General features: G+C 61.8%; 13 protein-coding genes and 1 tRNA gene. All 14 read right to left on the minus strand.

From position 1 onward, the window contains the following. Positions 1-35 precede the first annotated feature (35 nt). Positions 36-1,865, minus strand: a complete 1,830-nt coding sequence (locus LQ215_RS12340) for a S9 family peptidase (RefSeq protein ID WP_230150121.1) — start codon at positions 1,863-1,865, stop codon at positions 36-38. After that, positions 1,831-3,000 (minus strand): pyrroloquinoline quinone biosynthesis protein PqqE, encoded by a 1,170-nt coding sequence (gene pqqE / locus LQ215_RS12345; protein ID WP_230150122.1) that lies wholly within the window; start codon positions 2,998-3,000, stop codon positions 1,831-1,833. The genes LQ215_RS12340 and pqqE overlap by 35 nt, the downstream gene beginning before the upstream one ends. Further along, complete coding sequence (gene pqqD / locus LQ215_RS12350) at positions 2,972-3,247, minus strand: pyrroloquinoline quinone biosynthesis peptide chaperone PqqD (RefSeq protein WP_230150124.1); 276 nt, start codon at positions 3,245-3,247, stop codon at positions 2,972-2,974. The genes pqqE and pqqD overlap by 29 nt, the downstream gene beginning before the upstream one ends. Further along, positions 3,244-3,996 (minus strand): pyrroloquinoline-quinone synthase PqqC, encoded by a 753-nt coding sequence (gene pqqC / locus LQ215_RS12355; RefSeq protein WP_230150126.1) that lies wholly within the window; start codon positions 3,994-3,996, stop codon positions 3,244-3,246. Before pqqC ends, pqqD begins: the two co-directional genes overlap by 4 nt. A gap of 214 nt (positions 3,997-4,210) precedes the next feature. Then, positions 4,211-5,122 (minus strand): pyrroloquinoline quinone biosynthesis protein PqqB, encoded by a 912-nt coding sequence (gene pqqB, locus LQ215_RS12360; protein WP_230150128.1) that lies wholly within the window; start codon positions 5,120-5,122, stop codon positions 4,211-4,213. Between the two features lie 80 nt (positions 5,123-5,202). Then, a complete protein-coding gene (gene pqqA / locus LQ215_RS12365) occupies positions 5,203-5,277 on the minus strand; it encodes a pyrroloquinoline quinone precursor peptide PqqA (RefSeq protein WP_003177660.1) in 75 nt (24 codons plus the stop codon). Between the two features lie 166 nt (positions 5,278-5,443). Beyond that, complete coding sequence (pqqF, locus tag LQ215_RS12370) at positions 5,444-7,885, minus strand: pyrroloquinoline quinone biosynthesis protein PqqF (RefSeq protein WP_230150129.1); 2,442 nt, start codon at positions 7,883-7,885, stop codon at positions 5,444-5,446. Positions 7,886-7,947: 62 nt separating this feature from the next. After that, positions 7,948-8,742 carry a carbon-nitrogen hydrolase family protein gene (locus LQ215_RS12375; RefSeq protein WP_230150131.1) on the minus strand — a complete coding sequence of 265 codons (795 nt, stop codon included), beginning with the start codon at positions 8,740-8,742 and terminating at the stop codon, positions 7,948-7,950. A 12-nt stretch (positions 8,743-8,754) separates the two neighbouring features. Continuing rightward, positions 8,755-10,437 (minus strand): flavin monoamine oxidase family protein, encoded by a 1,683-nt coding sequence (locus LQ215_RS12380; RefSeq protein ID WP_230150133.1) that lies wholly within the window; start codon positions 10,435-10,437, stop codon positions 8,755-8,757. A 276-nt stretch (positions 10,438-10,713) separates the two neighbouring features. After that, positions 10,714-11,175, minus strand: a complete 462-nt coding sequence (locus LQ215_RS12385; protein ID WP_018607342.1) for an Lrp/AsnC family transcriptional regulator — start codon at positions 11,173-11,175, stop codon at positions 10,714-10,716. 36 nt (positions 11,176-11,211) lie between these two features. After that, a complete protein-coding gene (locus LQ215_RS12390; RefSeq protein ID WP_290369107.1) occupies positions 11,212-13,494 on the minus strand; it encodes a hypothetical protein in 2,283 nt (760 codons plus the stop codon). A 241-nt stretch (positions 13,495-13,735) separates the two neighbouring features. Continuing rightward, a tRNA-Ile gene (locus tag LQ215_RS12395) sits at positions 13,736-13,812 on the minus strand. Between the two features lie 15 nt (positions 13,813-13,827). Next, positions 13,828-17,571: a bifunctional diguanylate cyclase/phosphodiesterase gene (locus LQ215_RS12400; RefSeq protein WP_230150135.1), complete on the minus strand. Its 3,744-nt coding sequence runs from the start codon at positions 17,569-17,571 to the stop codon at positions 13,828-13,830. Between the two features lie 127 nt (positions 17,572-17,698). After that, positions 17,699-19,546, minus strand: coding sequence for an RNA polymerase sigma factor RpoD (gene rpoD, locus LQ215_RS12405; RefSeq protein ID WP_230150137.1), 1,848 nt, complete (start codon positions 19,544-19,546; stop codon positions 17,699-17,701). Positions 19,547-19,613 lie beyond the last annotated feature (67 nt).

Genomic DNA, 19,613 nt, shown 5'->3' on the forward strand with positions numbered 1-19,613 from the left:
GAGCAAGCTCCCTCGCCACAAATGTTCGCCAGTTCCTACAGGCGCACGTCCATCACCTTTCGATAAAACATCCACTCATGCTCCAGCGCATGGGCCTGGTTCGCAGCCTTGCGAAAACCGTGGCGCTCATCAGGATAGTAGTGCGCCTCGACCGCCACGCCGTTGGCTTGTAAAGCACTGACCATGTCGCGGGTCTGCTGCGGCACGACCACCGCGTCCAATTCACCCTGGAAAAAGATCACCGGCACGCGGATGTTCCCGGCGTGCAGCAGCGGGGTACGGGCGCGGTAACGCTCGACGTCCTGTTGCGGATCGCCGATCAGCCAGTCCAGGTAATCACCTTCGAACTTGTGCGTGGCACGGGCCAGGGCGACAGGATCGCTCACGCCATAGAGGCTGGCGCCGGCGCGGAATACATCATGGAACGCCAGGGCGCAGAGGGTCGTGTAGCCACCGGCACTGCCACCGCGAATGAATGCACGACGGCCGTCGACCAGGCCTTGTTCGTCGAGATACGCGACCACCGCGCAGGCGTCCTCGACATCCACCACGCCCCAATTCAGATGCAACGCTTGCCGATAGGCCCGGCCATAGCCGCTGCTGCCGCGGTAGTTGAGATCGGCGACGGCGAAGCCACGCTGGGTCCAATATTGGATGCGCGGGTCGAACAGGGGATAACAGGCCGAGGTGGGGCCGCCGTGAATGAACACCACCAATGGCGGCTTCGCGGGGGCGTTCATGGCCGGGTAAAAGAACCCGTGGGCCTCTCCTGACGCGGATGGATAACGCAGGGTGCGAGGACGGCTGATCTGGTCGACGGGCAATGGCGTGACGCCGCCGGCCAGCACGGTCACTTCGTGGCTATGCCGCTCAATGGCAATGACCGCCGATGGCCGGGTCGGCGAGGCCGCAACGGCGTAGATGAACCGCTCATCCAGCGCCAGGCTGCGAAAACGGGTGCAGGGGCCGGTGAAGTCCTCATCGACATCGTCATCGTGGCACAGGCCCAGACGGCCGAAACCCGCTTCGGTCCAACTGGCCAGGTAGCTGTGTTCGCCCAGCGGCAGCCAGGTGCAGCCACCCAGTTGCCACGGCGCCGGGGCGTGATCGGCTTGGGCGGCAGGCAGCGGTTGCAGGCCCTGGGCCGACGCCATCCAAGGCTGCCAATAACCGCCGCGATCTGTCAGGCAATAAAGACGACCGGCCGCATCGAAGCGCGGTTGCTGGATGGACTCTTCTTCACCGTTGCCCGCGACACAGCGCGGCGCACCCCAACCCGCAGCGTTGCGCTCGGCCAGCATCAAGCGCGTTGCGGTCCAGGGTTGATGCGGACGGCTCCACTCGATCCAGGCGAGCCGCTGACCGTCCGGGCTCAGGGTCGGCGCAGCATAGAAGTCTGCACCTTCGGCCAGCAGATGCCGCCGATGATCCGCCAGCCCGATCGACACCAGTCGATGCTGGTTGGCCTGCTCTTCCACGGCCAATACTTGGCCGTCGGCGAAGCTTAGATCCCCATAACGGCAGTCACCCGAGGTTAGGGCTGCGGGGTGTTCGTCGTTCAGAGATTGGTGGTACAACTGCTGGTCGGCCTCATTGACGAATAGCACGCCGTCATGGCTCAGGCAGAACGATCCGCCGCCGTATTCATAGACCCGGCTGCGCGCGCTGTACCCGTCCGGTGTCAGGCAACGGGGCATGGCGTCTTGCCAATGCCAGATCCGGCAGGCGCCGTCTGCGGGGCGGTATTCATTCCAGAACAAGCCCAAAGGCCCGAGCTGCAGTTCGGCGAAGTCGGTGCCGGCGGCAACGGCCTGGGCGGCGCTGAAAGGCTCAGCCTTTGGCGATGAGGCGCGAGTTTCGTTCATTGCGAAAGGCCAATTGTTCAATGGTTTGCGTGGCGTGCTCGGCGTCTTCACGCGCCTTGAGAATCACCCCGTGATGTTCGGACTTGCTGCACACCGGGTCGGCATTGCTGGCGTCGCCCGTGAGCATGAACGCCTGGCAGCGGCAGCCGCCGAAGTCCTTTTCCTTTTCATCGCAGGAGCGGCACGGTTCGGGCATCCAGTCATAACCGCGGAAGCGGTTGAAGCCGAACGAGTCGTACCAGATGTGCTGCATGCTGTGGTCGCGCACGTTGGGAAATTGCACCGGCAGCTGTCGGGCGCCATGGCAGGGCAATGCCGTGCCGTCTGGCGTGACGGTAAGAAAAATGCTGCCCCAGCCGTTCATGCAGCCCTTGGGGCGTTCTTCATAGTAGTCCGGGGTGACAAAGATCAACTTGCACGGATTGCCCTCTGCTTCCAGCTTGGCGCGGTATTCGTTGGTGACACGTTCGGCACGTACCAGTTGCTCGCGGGTGGGCAGCAGGCCGACGCGGTTGAGCTGCGCCCAGCCGTAGAACTGGCACGTGGCGAGCTCGACGAAGTCGGCTTCCAGGGCGATGCACAGCTCGATGATGCGATCGATCTTGTCGATGTTGTGCCGATGGGTCACGAAGTTCAGCACCATCGGATAACCGTGGGCCTTTACTGCCCGGGCCATTTCCAGTTTTTGCGCGAAGGCTTTCTTCGAGCCGGCCAGGAGGTTGTTCACCTGCTCGTCGCTGGCCTGGAAACTGATCTGGATATGGTCGAGGCCGGCTTTCTTGAAGTCGCTGATTTTCTGTTCGGTCAGGCCGATGCCGGAGGTGATCAGGTTGGTATAGAAGCCCAGCCTGCGTGCCTCGCCGATCAACTCGGCCAAGTCCTGGCGCACCAACGGCTCGCCACCGGAAAAACCCAGTTGCGCGGCGCCCATCTCGCGGGCTTCGCGAAAGACCTTGAACCACTGCTCGGTGCTCAGTTCCTTGCCTTGCTCGGCGAAGTCCAGCGGGTTGGAGCAGTACGGGCATTGCAACGGGCACCGATACGTCAGCTCCGCCAGCAACCACAGCGGCAAGCCGACTTCAGGCTTGGGCGGCAGGCCCGTGTTCTCAGGCAAGTTCGATCCAGTGCTGTGCACGGGCGACCTCCATGAATTGCTCGATGTCGTCACCGAGCTCCGACACGTCGGGAAACTGCTGCGCCAACTCGCCGATGATGGCCGCTACATCCCGTTCACCATCGATCAGGCCACCGATCAGCGCAGCGCTGTCATTCAGCTTGATCATGCCTTCAGGATAGAGCAGCACGTGGCCTTTCTGGGCCGGCTCGTACTGGAAGCGATAGCCGGGACGCCAGTTCGGGGTTTTGCTGCGGTCGAAACTCATAAGGTGATCCCTTTGTGCCACACCCGTTGCTTGGTCACGCTGTGGTAGGGCGGGCGGTTCAATTCGTAGGCCATGCTCATGGCGTCGAGCATGCTCCAGAGGATGTCCAGCTTGAACTGGAGAATCTCCAGCATGCGTTCCTGCCCCGCACGGGTGGTGTAGTGCTGCAAGGTGATTGCCAGGCCATGTTCCACATCACGTCGCGCCTGGCCCAGGCGGGTGCGAAAGTACTCGTAGCCGGTCGGGTCGATCCATGGGTAGTGCTGGGGCCAACTGTCCAGGCGAGACTGGTGGATCTGCGGGGCGAACAGTTCGGTCAACGAGCTGCTGGCGGCTTCCTGCCAGCAGGCCCGGCGGGCGAAGTTGACGTAGGCATCCACGGCGAAACGCACACCCGGCAGCACCAGCTCCTGGGAGCGCAGTTGATCGGGGTCCAGGCCCACGGCCTGGCCCAGTCGCAACCAAGCTTCGATGCCGCCGTCTTCGCCGGGCGCGCCGTCATGGTCGAGCAGGCGCTGGATCCACTCGCGGCGGATCTCCCGGTCCGGGCAGTTGGCCAGGATCGCCGCATCCTTGAGCGGGATATTCACCTGGTAGTAAAAACGGTTCGCGACCCAGCCCTGGATTTGCTCGCGAGTCGCGCGGCCTTCATACATCGCCACGTGATACGGGTGATGGATGTGGTAATACGCACCCTTGGCACGCAGGGCCGCTTCGAACTCGGTGGGGGACAGGGGGGTGTCAGTCATTTCGGTTCTCCGGGAAGTGCCCGTGGGTTCTGTGGCGTCAGGGCTGGCCTCATCGCGAGCAGGCTCGCTCCCACAATGGTTTTGCTGTGAATCAGATATCCAGTACAACTCGAACTACTGTGGGAGCGAGCCTGCTCGCGATAGCGTCCTGTCAGCCAGCATCAATGTTGGCTGAAACACCACAACCCCAACTCCCACCATCGTTCCGTCCTTCCTACAACTCAATACTCATTCCGTCGTAAGACACTTCAATCTTTCGACGTACAAGTTCAGCCCGCTCGGGGGAGTCTTCGTCCAGGATCGGGTTGGTGTTGTTGATATGGATAAGGACCTTGCGCGGCCCAGGTACTTGTTCCAGCACTTCCAGCATACCGCCGGGGCCATTCTGGGCCAGGTGGCCCATTTCCCGGCCAGTGCGGGTGCCGACGCCACGGCGCTGCATTTCATCGTCGTCCCACATCGTGCCGTCCACCAGCAAGCAATCGCTACCGGCCATGATCTCCAACAACGACTCGTCGACTTTGCCCAGGCCCGGGGCATAGAACAGCTTGCCACCGGTGCGCAGGTCTTCGACGATCAACCCGATGTTGTCGCCCGGGTGCGGGTCGAAGCGATGCGGTGAATAGGGCGGTGCGGCGCTGCGCAAGGGCAGTGGGGTGAAGCGCAGGTTCGGGCAGGCGGCGATGGTAAAGCTCTGGTCGAGTTGGATGCGATTCCAGCTCAACCCGCCGTTCCAGTGGGTTAGCATGTTGAACAGCGGAAAGCCCGTGCTCAGGTCTTCGTGGACCATGTCGGTGCACCAGACTTGATGCGGGCAACCTTCACGCAGGCTGAGCAGGCCGGTGGTGTGGTCGATCTGGCTGTCCATCAGGATGATCGCGCCAATGCCGGTGTCGCGCAGGGCCCGGCCCGGCTGCATCGGGGCGAACGCCTGCAGCTGGGCGCGAATGTCCGGGGAGGCGTTGCACAACACCCAGTTCACACCGTCATCGGACAGGGCGATGGACGACTGGGTGCGCGCCTGGGCCCGCAGGCTGCCGTCGCGAAAACCTGCGCAATTGGCGCAGTTGCAGTTCCACTGGGGGAAACCGCCGCCGGCGGCAGAACCTAGAATCTGGACGAACATGGCTGCTCCATCTGCAAACCGAAATAAAAACGCCTCGGCTGGCCGAGGCGTAGTGCTGCGTGCTTAACCGCCTGCAGCATTCAACGGCTGGCGAAGTACATGGTGACTTCGAAACCGATACGCAGGTCGATATATGCGGGTTTGGACCAGGACATGGGAATACTCCTTTGGGATGCTTTCGTTAGACAGAACGGTTGAGACCTATACATATAGTCCACCTCCGTTCGGAGATGTTCAGATGCTTAGGCGCCTATGTTACTAAATCTGACATATTCGTTCGCCACGATTCTCGAAGAAAGCTCATTACGACCCCTGCAATGATCATTGCGCCGCTTGCCAGCGCTCTCCCGGGCAGGCTCCGTTGCTCAGGCAATGCCACCCTCCTTCAGCCTCGATCAAACGTTGGGCGGCCATTCGTAGCTGCATGCGATCCAGGCACACGATGGCAGCGGACAGTTGCTCAAGATAATCCGACGGGTGGCCGGCCAGCTTGCCCTGCCAGAGCAGTTCGGCGGCCTGGGCGCAGGGCAGGGCGGTGCTCTGGAGTTGGGCGGCGAGCGCTTGTTGCTGCCCCGTCAGGGATAAATCATCGAGCTGCTCGATCAATGCCGGTAACCCGGCCAGGAACTGTTCGATGTGGGCGCTCAGTTGCGTCGCCGAGAGGCTGGGCGATTGGACGCCGAACAAGATCCCGGTTTGCCCGTCGATCTGCTTCAACCCGCTGAACACCGCATAACCCAACTGCAACTCGACGCGCAGGCGCTGGTAGAACGGCGTCTGACACAGCTGTGCCAGCAACCGCCAGGCGGCTTCGTCGGCCAGCGCCGGAGTGGCCGTCGGGCAAAACAGCAACACGGCCGGTTCTTCGCCGTGAGTCTGGAGCGTGTGCCAGAGGCGTTGTCCGCCAGGCGCCAACGCCAGGCTGACATCCTCGCCGGCGATGCCCGGCACCCGGGCCAACGCAGGGCCCAGCGCTGCTTGGGTGGCGGCCGACAGTCCAATGGCCAGCCCGTCCCAGCGCGCCGTTGTCCACACGCTTTGGTCGCTGTCGGGCATTGGCAACGCTGACGCTTGCCGGTTGTGACGGCAGTGATCTGGCAGCGCCTTCAACAGCTGTCGAATCGGCGTCGATGGGGTTTCGTCACTGGCCTGGGCCATTGGCAGCGGTTGCGCAAGCTTCGTCAGAATGTGTTCGAGCACCAACGGTATCGGCGCCTGCAAGCCAACCAGTTTCAATAGCCATTGATGACCGGTGGGCTCGAAGCTGACGTCCACACCGGCCTGGCGAGCATCCTCTCGCACATCCTGCAGGTGCCGGTCGAGCCTGGATTGAAAGTCCAGCGGTGCCTGGGTCGTCAGTTGCCAACGCAGGTACACCGCGCCTTCACGACCGTTGTCTGGCAGCGCCTGGCTGAACTGCATGGGCGAGTGTTCCCGGCGACCCCGGGAGCGATCCTGGGCGAAGGTTCGCAAGCCGCGGTGGGCGCTGGTCTGGCCGCGTATCAGCCCGGCGCGGGGCGCTTCGCTCGGCGTTTGCAGGAACGGATTGGGCGCGGGCAGTTGCCATTGTCCCGCGACGGTATCGGCAGGGTGCAGCTGCTTGAGGATTTCCCTGAGCCTCATGAGGTCGTCTGCCAACAGCGGCCCGTCACGCCCCTCACAATCCCAGCGGGCCACCTGCAAGGCCGACGCTGTTTCCTGCCGGCGCTGCAACAGTGCGGTGAACTCCTGACACAACGGCGCCCAGTCGTCCTGAGCGGCAAAGAACCCCAGCCAGTCGCGCAGCAACGGTAGGATCTGCTCTGCTGCCGGACCGTTGGGCTGCTTGAGTTCGATGTGCAGCAGCGCCTGCCCGGCAAATTCATACAGTGTGGTGGCTTTGAGGCTGTCAGCCAGGCCGCGCTGACGCAACGTAGCGAGCAAGCCGCCCGATTTGCTGGAGTTCAGCCACGTACACAGAAAATCCAGGGCTTGAGGCGAGGCGGCGGGCAGGTCTTCGAAGGCGAACAGCAGATCAAGGCAACCCGCGCGGGCCTGTTGATAACGGGTCTGGGACGACGCCATCAGCTTTGGCGGTGCTGGCCTGGCAACCGCTTCGCCGGCCGGTATGTGGCTGTCGAACTGTTCCGCCAGCGCTTTCAAGGCGTCGATGCTTTGCGGACCGGCCAGGCTCAGGGTCATCTGGCCGCTCTGGTAAAAACGGCGATAGAAGTCGTGCAATGCGCTTTGGAATTCGGTTTGCGCCACCGCGAGGCTGTCGCGATTGCCGGCGTGAAAACCCCGCAGTGGATGGGTCGCCGACAGGCCGTCATGCAAGGCCAGCTGTCGCTGGGCTGCAGCATCCTGGGACCAGGCGATGAACTCGGCGTGCAACACTTCCCGTTCGCGCAGTTGATCGGCTTCATCCAGACGCGGGCGGGCGAGCATGTCCCCAAGCCGTTCCAGTCCGTCGACGAAGGTTGCGGCCGGCAATTCGAAGAAAAAATCCGTGGTGCGTTCGCTGGTGCGCGCGTTGACCTGGCCGCCGTGGCGCTGCACGTAGGCCATCAGGTTCTCCCCAGAGGGAAAACGCTCGGTGCCGAGGAAGAACAGATGCTCGAGCAGGTGCGCCAATCCCGGCCAGGCCAGGGGCGCGTCATGGCTGCCAGCCGCGACTCGCAGTACTGCAGCGCTGCGCTTGAGACTTGGAACGTGACGCAAGGTCACCCGCAAGCCGTTGGCCAGGGTTTCAGTGTGGGGGCGGAGGGAGTCGGGGGCCGGCATGAGCGCTTCCAGAACAAAGATGCGCTCATGCTAGCGGATTAGGCCGCGTTCTCAATCCTCAATCAGTGTTTGTGCAGGTCGTCGTAAAGCTCAGGGCGGCGATCGTGCAGGTAGTTGTAGGCCGCGCGGGCATCGTCCATCAGTTGTCGATCCAGTTCTCCGACGATCAAGGCCTCATCCAGCCCCGCAAGGGCCGGGCGGCTGCCATTCGGGGCGGCGATACTGCTTTGGCCGCAATACTGCAATTCACCTTCGTGGCCGCAGTAGTTGGCGTACGCCACGAAACACTGGTTCTCGATGGCCCGTGCGCGCACGGTGACATCGGCAATGAACTCGTAGGGTTGCATGTTGGCGGTCGGCACCAGGATCAGCTCGGCGCCGGCCAGGGCCAGGCGGCGGGCATTTTCCGGGAACTCCAGGTCGTAGCAGATCAGGAAGCCGAGCTTCCAGCCATTGAGTTCGACGATAGGCAATGCGGCGTCGCCGGCGCTGAACATGGCGTGATCGAGGTCACCGAACAGGTGGCTCTTGCGGTAGTTGGCCAGGCGCTCGCCCCGGGCGTCGATCAACTGCACGGCGTTGTAGATCTGCCCGTCTTCGCCGCGTTCAGGGTAGCCGTAGACAATCGCCAGGCCGGCGGCCTTGGCAATGCGGGCGATCTGTTGCGCCCACTCGCCGTTGTAGACCTCGGCCAATACATTCACCGCGTCGACGCCGATGTTGTAGCCGGTCATGAACATCTCCGGCAGCACCAGCACATCGGCGCCCCTGGCCTCCAGCGCGACCTGGTGCAGGCGTTGCAGGTTGCCGGCCGGATCCAGTGGCAGCGGTGGGCATTGGTAGAGGGCTACACGCATCGAAAACTCCTTTTATTCGGGCAGGGCGATCGGACCGATCTCATGGAACACATCACCTGGACCCGGGTTCTCGGCGTGAGTTTCACCGCCGAAGTGCTTCATGATCCCCCACACGGCGTTGAGTGAGGTCTGTACCGCGCCTTCGACCCAGGCCGGTGTCCATGAGACGTCATCACCGGCGATAAAGATCCCGCGTTGTTCGGCCGGCATGTCGTCCTGCATGAAATGCGCATACATGCGCTGGTTGTAGCGATAGTGGCCGGGCAGGGCGCCCTTGAACGCGCCGAGGAAATGCGGGTCGGCTTCCCAGGACACGGTGATCGGATCGCCGATGATCCGGGCGGCGATGTCCACCTTGGGATAGATTTTCTTCAGGGCATCGAGGGCCAGCTTCACGCGTTTTTCCACCGGGTGCGGGAGCATTTTCAGCGCGTCGCTCATCCAGGAGTACGACAGGCAAATCACCCCTGGCTTGTCGTCCCCGTTGTCGAACAGATAGGTGCCACGGGTCAGACGGTCGGTCAGGGTCATGCTCATCAGGTCGCGGCCGGTCTCCGGGTCCTTGTCCTTCCAGAATGGCCGGTCGACCATCACGAAGGTCTTCGACGATTGCATGTAGCGGGTGCGGTCCAGGGCCATCCACATTTTTTGTGAGAACAGCGCTTCTTCACATTCGATCTGGGTGGTCAGCAGCCAGCTCTGGCAGGTGACCAGCACCGCGGCGTACTCGCGGGTGTTGTCCCAGACGTCGGTCACGCTGAACCGGCCATCGGCCGCGCGGGCAATGCGCTTCACGCCGCTGCGGGGGGCGCCCAGGTGCAGCGAATTCAGGCTGGTCCCTTCGGGCCAGTGCACGCAGCGTTCCGGCACGTGCTTCCAGATGCCGTGGGGCACCTGCTCGACGCCGCCGACCACCAGGTGCTGGTGGTCGTCGCAGTTGGTCATCACGACGCGGAAGATTTCCAGCATCGAATTGGGGAAGTCCGAATCCCAGCCGCCCGTGCCGAAACCGACCTGGCCGAACACTTCGCGGTGCTGGAAGGAGAGCTTGGCAAAGGCCTTGGAGGTGGCGACGAAGTCGTAGAAGGTGCGGTCGTCCCACAGTGGCACCAGGGTGTTCCACAGCGCCTTGAGGCGTGGCACGTCGCGATCGCGGATCGCCTGCTGGATCTCACCAAAGCGCGACCCGTCCTCCAGCGCATCGGCCCAGGCGTCGGCGACTTCCTGGAACAGTGCGGGAAGGTCCGCCAGTTTCTGTGCGTAGTAGGTCTGGCCTTCCAGGTCGATGACCGTGCTGCCGGAAGCCGGGGTCAGCGGGTTGGGGAACGGTTTGGTCTCCAGGCCCAGCTTGTCGACGTAATGGTAGAACGCGGTGGAGGACACCGGAAAACGCATGCCGCCCAGCTCGGCGATCACCCCTTCGGCGCCATTGAACGCTTGTGAGCGCAGGCGTCCACCCATCTTCGACGCTTCATAGACCACGGGCTTGAGACCCAGCTTCATCAACTCGTACGCCGCCACCAGGCCGGCAATCCCGGCCCCGACAATCGCCACTTCCGCACCGTGGTTGTGAGCGGGAATGCTGCCCAGGCCAGCCGGATGCTCGATCCAGTCGTCAAAGGCGAAAGGAAAGTCCGGTCCGAAAATGGTGATGGGCTTCTTACCGTCTGCTGGGTGGCGATTGTTCTTGTTCATGGCTGACCTTGGTGGCGACTCGACGCGGTGTTCGCGTCTGAGTATAGGAAAGATGCCAGCCATTCTAGGGAGGGTGGAACACGTTAATAAGACACAATATGTCGTCGTTTTGAGCATGAATCAGTCATTTTGACCTATTCGTAGATCATAATGACGAAACCAGTCCCCTGTGGGAGCGAGCTTGCTCGCGATAGCGCTATGTCAGTCCATGACGGTGTTGACTGGATTGACGCCATCGCGAGCAAGCTCGCTCCCACAGGTTAAGTGACGCAGGGCTCAGACTGGCTGACCCCGATCGATCTTGCTGCTGAGGATGATCGAGGTGGTGGTCTTCTCCACGCCGTCCACGCTGCCGATCTGGTCCAGCAACTGGTCCAGCTGTTCCGGCGAGTCCGTGCGCAACCAGGCGACATAGTCGAACTCACCGCTGACCGCGCACAGCTGCTGGACCTGGGCCATGGCGCTCAAGCGCCGCAGCACGTCCTTGCCGGAACGCGGCTGGACCTTGATGCCGACGTAAGCCTGCAAGCCGCCGTCAATCACCCGCTGGCCCAGGCGCACGCCATACCCGGTAATCACCTTGGTCTTTTCCAGGCGCGCCAGCCGCGAGGTCACGGTCGTGCGGGCGATACCCAGTTGCCGGGCGAGCATGGCGACGCTTTCCCGGGCGTTGATTTGCAGCGCCGCGATCAGCTGCCGGTCGATTTCGTCGAGGACGGGTGGGCGGGTGTCAGTCAAAATGGGCTCCGGCGCAGGCATTCGATGGCGAGCATGTTACAGGCTCCCGCGCTCGAAATAGCCAATGGCGGGTAATGCCAGTGCTTGCCACGCAGAGGCGAGGTCCGCCTGGGACGACCTGAGCCAGATACCGTCTTGGCAAATCAGTTGTTCAGCGGGCAATTGCAACAGAGCGTCCAGCAAGAACGACTGCACCGAGCCTTGATCCTCGCAGCTTTCGGTTTCCCAATCGTGCTCGAAACACCGTATCTGCACCTGTTCTTCGTCGAAGCTTTCGAACTGAGGCCGATTGCCCAACCATTGCGGATGTATCCGCAGTGTATGCGCTTGGACATCAAGGAGCAGCCATTGCCAGCCCCGGTAGCTTCCACACTGTTCTGCCACATCGGTTGCCATACAGGTCAGCGCCAGATAGCGGCTGTTGGGTGACCAGGCCATCGAGGGCGCCAGATCAATCAAGGCGCAACCCGAGGCCGTTAACAGGTGCCCGCCGAGACGGGGCGTACCGGCACGTACCCAGCTGTCGGTGTATTCCGTCTCGCTGCCGAACAGCCAGGCGGCATCCTGATCATTCGGCGCAGGCTGGATGAAATCCCCCTCGGCGGTGGCCGCTTGCGGGCGGTCCACCAGGCGCCAAGGCTCGACGGTGCTGAGCTGTGACACTGTCGGTTGCAACTGCACCGTGTTGTAGAACAGTCGGGATTGTTCGTTTGGACGAAAAAAGGACGAGTCGCTGCCAACCTCCGGCGCGGCGACGTTGAATCGCTGCAACGGGCTGCTTTCCCTATTGTTATCCAGCCGACCTTGAACGACCGCCAGGCTCAGCCGGCCATCGCGAAAATCGAGTATTCGCTCTATCCACATGGCAGGTCCTTCCAGCAAGCGTTGCGCCTGCAAGTCTGCTACCACCGCGTGGGTTGTAACGGTCGTTGAACCGTCGAAAGGCAGCAGCGCCAGGTAGCGCCCACATTCGGAGACTCGATGATCCAGCAACCAGGTTCCAGGCAAGGACCAGTCGCCGATCCTGCAGCGATAGCCACCCAAGCCTTCGCGATTGTCACCGAGCCAGGTCAGGACAGCGCGCACGTCGCCCTGCAACGGTTGCGTCTCGATGCAGGAATCGCCTCGCCGGCCCTTGCTGTCCAGCGGCATCACAATTGCCATGCGGGTCAGCTTGAACTCACCGACTTGCACGCGCCCCTGGGCGTCATGACCGGCCTGGGTTTCGGTATCGCCATGGATACTGTCCAGGCGATAGCCATAACGGCCGGAGCCTGGGCGCGGATAGTCGAGGTACGTGCCGATCCGCACATGGTCGGCGTCGAGGCCCAGCAGTTCATGCCAGTAGAAGGACGGTTCCGCGGCGCTTTTCACCCAGGGCGAGGGCAGGGCACGCCAGCCGGCGTTGAGCTGCCACAACCAATACTGGTCGCCCTGCGCCTGACCGTTTTGTTCCTGCGCCAGGCACACCAGGGCGCGTTGATCGGAGCTCCATATCAGTGGTGCGTCTGCCGCCATCAGCAGGTCGGACAGTTGCCCGTTGACGCTGACGGTGTAGCGCGGCGAAAGCAGGGGATCCAATGGCTGGGCCAAGTCACGAAAGGTCGAGGGCAATGAGATATTGCCTTGCAGGCACTGCTGGCCATCAGCGGAGCGCCGTTCAAAGGTCTGCTCGGGATGCAAGCCGGCCTCCAGCCACAGGTCGGCGACAGGTACCAGATGGGTAACGCTGGCCGTTTGCAGCAGCTCATCGAGCCGGGTTTCGCGAACGCTGTTATCCACCAGCGGGCTATGGCGTCCGCTCAACAGGTCGAGGTCAAAAGTGTCCAACTCCCAGAGCTCGCTGTCGGCGCAGCGGTACAGCAAGCGTTGCTGACGGTCGAGGACCACCAGTCCCCATGCCTGTCGGGACGGCACCGGTGCAGCAAAGTAACGCCCGTCGCGGGAGAACACGGCCGAAGAGCCAATGCCCTGCAGAAGCACACCGTCAGGGAACAGATAGTCGCAATAGGTCGGGCCGCCCATGGCGATCTCACCATGATTGAACACCCGGATCGGCTCGCCTTCAGGGGTCAGCAGCGGCTCGTTTCCCCCCCAGGCACTCGGCCCTTGGCTGGAGATGGGCGTCAACCCGAGACGCCGCTCCCAGCTACTGACGCAGGCGAGCCCGACGATGATGCCGGCGATCGCCGCCAAAATACCCCACCACTCAGGCAACGCCCGGCCCAGGCTGAAACCCAGGCCAAACACGGCGCCGACCGTCAACCGGGCAATGCCTCGGCCCATCGCCAAAAAGCCCAGGCGGGCGGTAAGGCCCATCAGCAGCCCGAGGCACACCACCGCCAGCAAAGCCAACGGGGGCGGCAGTATTGTGACGAAAAAGGCTGGCACCAGGAGGATGCCGAGTTGCCAGAACAGTTCAAGAAACAGTCGAGGGAGGCTGGGGCTGGCGATGATGGGCGTCTCGGTGAGGGAGGGGGATTTTTATTGTAATGGAGCGAAAGAGGCTAGCGGGAGGACGCTGGATACGCAAAAGCCGCGCAATGCGCGGCTTTTTGTATGGTGGGCCCACACGGACTCGAACCGTGGACCAAAGGATTATGAGTCCTCTGCTCTAACCAACTGAGCTATAGGCCCTCAGTAGGTCGCGGATTATAACGACGGTTTCTCGGCTGTGCTATCCGAAAAATCCGATACGGTCATACGAAGAAACGTTGCGGCAAACTCGTCGGCGCACAGCGGCAGGCTGACGATATAGCCCTGGATCTGTTCGCAACCTTCTTCGGTCAGGAATTGCTGCTGGGCCAGGGTTTCGACGCCCTCGGCGATGACGGTGAATTGCATGCTGCGGCCCAGGGCGATGATCGCCCGTACGATGGCCGCATCGTGGGGGTCGTCGGGCAGGCCGCGGACGAAGGATTGGTCGATCTTGAGGATGTCCAGTGGCAAGCGCTTGAGGTAACTCAGGGAGGAATAGCCCGTGCCGAAATCGTCGATGGCCAATTGCACGCCAAGTTTTTTCAGCTGGTGCAGCACCGTCAGGGCCTCTTCGGCCTGGCTCATGATGAAGTTTTCGGTAATTTCCAGTTGCAATAAGCCGGGTTCGAGCCGGTGCTCGCGCAACAGTTGTTCGATACGTCCCAGTAGGTTGGGTTGGCGCAGCTGGGCCCCGGCCAGATTGACCGAAAGGGGGCCGAGGCTGTCGTAGGCGTCGTTCCATTCGCACAGCTGCCGGCAGGCGCGCTCCAGCACCCAATCGCCGATTTGCAGGATCATGCCGTTTTCTTCCGCCAGGGGGATGAAGTGTTCCGGCGGCACGTCGCCAAACGTGGGGTGCGTCCAACGGATCAATGCTTCGGCACCCACCAGTTGGTTGTCGACGAGGTTGATTTTGGGTTGGAAGGACAATGACAACTCGTTGCGTTCAATCGCCCGCCGTAGCTCATGCTCCAAGGCCACTCGCTCGCTGGCCTGGGCGGTGAGGTCGCGGGTGTAGCTTTCCACCCGGTTGCGGCCCTTGGCCTTGGAGCGGTACATCGCCGCGTCGGCATTCTTCACCAGCGTGGCGACGTCGCAGCCGTCCTGCGGGTAGAGGCTGGTGCCGATGCTGGCACTGATGAAGAACTCGTGCTCGCCGGCCTGGAACGGCGCGGCAAAGCAGTTCAACAGTTTTTGGGCGATGTGCTCGGCATCGCTGGGCTGTTGCAGGCCCGGCAGCAGGATAATGAACTCGTCGCCGCCCAGGCGCGCCACGGTGTCGATGTCGCGCAACTGCTCGCGCAAGCGTACGGCAATGCCCTTGAGCAGCAGGTCGCCGACCGGGTGCCCAAGGCTGTCATTGATGTGCTTGAAGCGGTCCAGGTCCAGGAACAGCACGGCACCCTGTCCACCGTTTTCCTGCTGACTGTTGAGGGCCGCCAACAAGCGGCTTTCGAACAGCGTGCGATTGGGCAGGCCCGTCAACGGGTCGTGGTGAGCCTGGTAATCGAGCCGGGCCTGGGCGTGTTTGAGGCTGGAGATATCGGCGAAGACCGCGACGAAATGGGTGATCTGTCGGTCCCGATTGCGCACCGCGCTGATGGTCAGCCAGCTGGGGTACAGCTCGCCGTTCTTGCGCCGGTTGGAGATCTCTCCTTGCCAGTGCCCTTCGGCTGTCAACTGGTGCCACATCGCCGCGTAAAACGCGCTGTCATGCAGGCCGGAAGCTAACAGCCGGGGGGTGTGGCCCAAGGCTTCGGTTTCGCTGTAGCCGGTGATTTCGGTGAAGGCCCGGTTCACGGCGCTGATGTGTTGTTGCGTATCGGTGATCAGCACGCCTTCGGCGGTGCTTTCGAACACGGTGGCGGCCTGTTGCAGTTTTTCTTGCATCAGGTGGCGTTCGGTAATGTCCCGGGCGATGGTCAGCATGCAGTCTTCGTCGCCGATGGGCAGCGGGCGACTGGAGACTTCGCAGAGCCGGATCTGCCCATCGTTGCGACGGATATGGCAGCTGAAATCCCTGACGAAGCCGTCCCGCTTCAGCAGGTCGAGCATCTGCTTTCGTTCGTTGAGGTTGACCCAGATGCCGAGGTCCAGGGTAGAGCGGTCCACCGATAGAGCGCTGTTGAAGCCGGTGATGCGGCTGAAACCTTCGTTGACTTCAATCAGCAAGCCATCGCTTTGCCGGGAGAGCAGCAGGCCGTCGGGCGAGGCGTGGAACGCCTTGGCGAACTTCTCTTCGGAGGTCTGCAATTGTTGCTGGGTTTCCTTGAGCTGGCTGATGTCCCGCACCACCACGACCAAGGCTGGCGTCGTGTCGAGGTCGAAGGGCTCGGCGGAAATCAGCCCGGTGAACACTTGGCCATTGCTGCGACGGAAGGGCATTTCCAGGTTGCGTATGCTGCCGGCCTGCAAGCGCTGCAAGAGGGCTGGCCCCACCCCTTGGATGCCCCAGATATTCAGTTCGGTTGCGTTGCGTCCCACCACTTCGGCGGCACTGAGGCCGACCTGTTCTTCGAAGGCCTTGTTGACCTCCAGCAGGCAACCGTCCAATAGCCGTGCGATCACCAGGATGTCCGGGCACTGGCGGAAAACAGAAGCAAATTTCTGCTCCGAAAGGCGCAGCGCTTCCTCAGTGCGCTTGGCTTCACTGATATCGATCATCAACCCGCGCATCAGCGGTTCGTGCCCGTGTTCGATCAGGCTGACGATGTCGCGCACCCACAGGCAGCGGCCGTCGGCGGTGATCACGCGATAATCGATGCAGTGGTCGCGGCCCGCCAGTACTTCATGATCGCAGTAGGTCTGGGCACGGATCAGGTCGGCGGGATGAATGATGTTGCGCCAGAACCCCGGTATCAGCCAGTGGGAAAGGGGATAGCCCAGCAAATCTTCGGCGTGGGGCGACACGTAGCTGTAGGTAAAATCGCTGACCCTGGCTTCCCAGGCAATGGCCGACAGGCTCTCTACCAGTCCACGGTAATGGTATTCGCTGCTGCGCAGCTCCTGTTCCAGCTCGACCCGCCGGGCGATTTCCGAACTGAGTCGGCGGTTGATGCGAATCACCACCGCCAGTAGGCCGACCAGGAGCAGCAATGCAGGCAAGCCGTAAATTAGCAGGTCTGACCAGAGCTGGCGGTAATCATGCACATTGCCGACCCACTTCTGCTGGATCTCGGCAACTTCGGCCGGGCTCATGTCTGCCAGGACTTTGTCCAGGATGCCCACCAATGCCTTGTTGTCTCGAGGGACGGCCATTGCCAGCTGATAGCGATAAGGCGTTTCACCGCTGACATAAAGGCCTTCGAGCTTGAGTTGGCGCAGGCTCCAGACACTGGAAGCCAGGTCGCCGACCACCGCATCCACTTCGTCGGTTGCCAGGGCTTGCAGGGCTGAACTGACATTGGGCAGCGCCACGAGGTTCAGGTCGGGATGGTGGTTGCGCAGCAATTCATGGGGGGCATAGTTTTCCACCACGGCGATTTTCAGCCCGTACAGCTCCTGGAGGTTGTGCGGTTGGGCGCCACCGCGATGGGCCAGGATGACAATGGGAAAATCCAGGTAAGGCCGAGTAAACGCCAGGTAATTCTGGCGTTCCGGCGTGGACATGATGCCCGGCAAGAGGTCGATCTTGCCCTGAGCGACCTGCTCCAGCACCGCGGTCCAGCTGGCCGGCTCGATGGGGGTGAGCTTGATGGCCAGCCGTTCACGAATGATGTCGACGTAGTCGGCAGCCAGGCCCTGATAGCGGCCCTGGTCGTCACGAAACTCAAACGGCGGCCATGAGGCGTCTATACCCAGGCGCAGGTCGGGATGGTCCTTGAGCCAGCGGAGCTCCTCGTCGGTGAGCGTCAACGCGCCAGCTGCTGCGGTCCAGGTCATCAATGACAGCAAAAGCGCGGCCGTCAGTCTGGGCATCACTGTCTCGTCATGGCTTGGTGAGGATGTTTCGAGTGTAGACGGGCAACAGGGTGGTGAGGAGCGTAACGAAGGGGAATTTATCTGTGCATAACAAAACCCCCGGCAGGGCCGGGGGTTTTGAAGGTCACTCGTCGAGGAAGGAGCGCAGATGCTCGCTTCGCGTCGGGTGGCGCAGTTTGCGCAACGCCTTGGCTTCGATCTGACGAATCCGCTCACGGGTTACATCGAACTGCTTACCGACTTCCTCAAGGGTGTGGTCGGTATTCATGTCGATGCCGAAGCGCATGCGCAGTACCTTGGCTTCACGGGCAGTGAGGCCGGAGAGTACTTCGCGAGTCGCTTCCTTGAGACTCTCGACAGTGGCGACATCGATCGGAGACTGCATGGTGGAGTCTTCGATGAAGTCACCCAGATGGGAGTCTTCGTCATCACCGATCGGGGTTTCCATGGAGATCGGCTCTTTGGCGATCTTCAATACCTTGCGGATCTTGTCCTCAGGCATTTCCATGCGTTCGCCCAGCTCTTCCGGCGTCGGTTCGCGACCCATTTCCTGCAGCATCTGCCGGGAAATACGGTTGAGCTTGTTGATCGTCTCGATCATGTGCACCGGGATACGGATGGTGCGGGCCTGGTCGGCGATCGAGCGAGTGATCGCCTGACGGATCCACCAGGTGGCATAAGTCGAGAACTTGTAGCCGCGACGGTATTCGAACTTGTCCACCGCCTTCATCAGGCCGATGTTGCCTTCCTGGATCAGGTCGAGGAATTGCAGGCCGCGGTTGGTGTACTTCTTGGCGATGGAGATCACCAGACGCAAGTTCGCTTCGACCATCTCTTTCTTCGCGCGACGGGCCTTGGCCTCGCCGATCGACATGCGACGGTTGATGTCCTTGATCTCGGCGATCGTCAAACCGGTTTCGGTTTCTAGCGCGGTCAGCTTCTGCTGGCAACGAATGATGTCCGGTTGCAGGCGGCCAATGGCTTCAGCGTATTTGCTCTTGCCTTTAGCCAGTGCATCGGTCCAGCTTTCGTCGACTTCGTGGCCAGGGAACTGGCGCAGGAAATCGGCACGCGGCATGCGGGCGTCACGCACGCAAAGCTGCATGATCGCGCGCTCTTGCTGGCGCAAGCGATCCAGGGCACTGCGAACACGCTCGACCAGGCCTTCGAATTGCTTCGGTACCAGCTTGATCGGCATGAACAGCTCGGCCAGTGCCAACAGCTCGGCAATCGCCTGCTTGTTGCTGCGGCCGTGCTTTTTCAGCGCCTTGCGGGTGATTTCCATCTGGTCGGCCACAGCGCCGAAACGCTGGGCTGCAATGACAGGATCCGGACCGCTTTCGGCTTCTTCCTCGTCGTCGCTCGCTTCGGCGTCGTCGTCATCGGTGTCGTCGTCTGCCTTGACGGCTTTCGCGTCGATCGGTGGCGGCACTTCGGCGGCAGGCGGCGCAATGCCGTCGTCCGGATCGATATAGCCGCTCAAGACGTCGGACAGGCGGCCACCTTCGGTGGTGACGCGGGTGTACTCGGAGAGAATATGGTCAACCGTGCCAGGGAAGTGCGCGATTGCGCCCATCACTTCACGGATGCCTTCTTCAATACGCTTGGCGATTTCGATTTCGCCTTCGCGTGTGAGGAGCTCTACCGTACCCATTTCACGCATGTACATGCGCACGGGGTCCGTGGTGCGACCAATGTCGGTCTCGACCGCTGCCAACGCTGCGGCCGCTTCTTCAGCGGCCGCCTCGTCGGTATCGGCGTCGGCCAGCATAAGGGCATCCTTATCTGGAGCAACCTCGAATACGTTGATCCCCATGTCGTTGATCATGCGGATGATGTCTTCCACCTGTTCCGGATCTGAAATATCCTCCGGCAGGTGGTCGTTGACCTCCGCGTAAGTCAGGTAGCCCTGCTCACGACCCAATAGGATCAACTCTTTGATACGAGACTGCTGTTGCGCTTTTCCGGACATAACACCCTATCCACTGAAGGTCTTGGCGGGCAAAAAACAAGCCGAGGATTATACCTGAGCTGTGACC

Source organism: Pseudomonas brassicacearum (assembly GCF_918698105.1).
Lineage (GTDB): Bacteria > Pseudomonadota > Gammaproteobacteria > Pseudomonadales > Pseudomonadaceae > Aquipseudomonas > Aquipseudomonas brassicacearum_F.

Bases quoted from the DNA above. Each gene is read 5' to 3' on its own strand.
- LQ215_RS12400 (WP_230150135.1), bottom strand. From the start codon at position 17,571: ATGCCCAGACTGACGGCCGCGCTTTTGCTGTCATTGATGACCTGGACC.
- LQ215_RS12340 (WP_230150121.1), bottom strand. From the start codon at position 1,865: ATGAACGAAACTCGCGCCTCATCGCCAAAGGCTGAGCCTTTCAGCGCC.
- LQ215_RS12390 (WP_290369107.1), bottom strand. From the start codon at position 13,494: ATGGGCCTTACCGCCCGCCTGGGCTTTTTGGCGATGGGCCGAGGCATT.
- pqqF (WP_230150129.1), bottom strand. From the start codon at position 7,885: ATGCCGGCCCCCGACTCCCTCCGCCCCCACACTGAAACCCTGGCCAAC.
- LQ215_RS12375 (WP_230150131.1), bottom strand. From the start codon at position 8,742: ATGCGTGTAGCCCTCTACCAATGCCCACCGCTGCCACTGGATCCGGCC.
- pqqC (WP_230150126.1), bottom strand. From the start codon at position 3,996: ATGACTGACACCCCCCTGTCCCCCACCGAGTTCGAAGCGGCCCTGCGT.
- rpoD (WP_230150137.1), bottom strand. From the start codon at position 19,546: ATGTCCGGAAAAGCGCAACAGCAGTCTCGTATCAAAGAGTTGATCCTA.
- pqqD (WP_230150124.1), bottom strand. From the start codon at position 3,247: ATGAGTTTCGACCGCAGCAAAACCCCGAACTGGCGTCCCGGCTATCGC.
- LQ215_RS12380 (WP_230150133.1), bottom strand. From the start codon at position 10,437: ATGAACAAGAACAATCGCCACCCAGCAGACGGTAAGAAGCCCATCACC.
- pqqB (WP_230150128.1), bottom strand. From the start codon at position 5,122: ATGTTCGTCCAGATTCTAGGTTCTGCCGCCGGCGGCGGTTTCCCCCAG.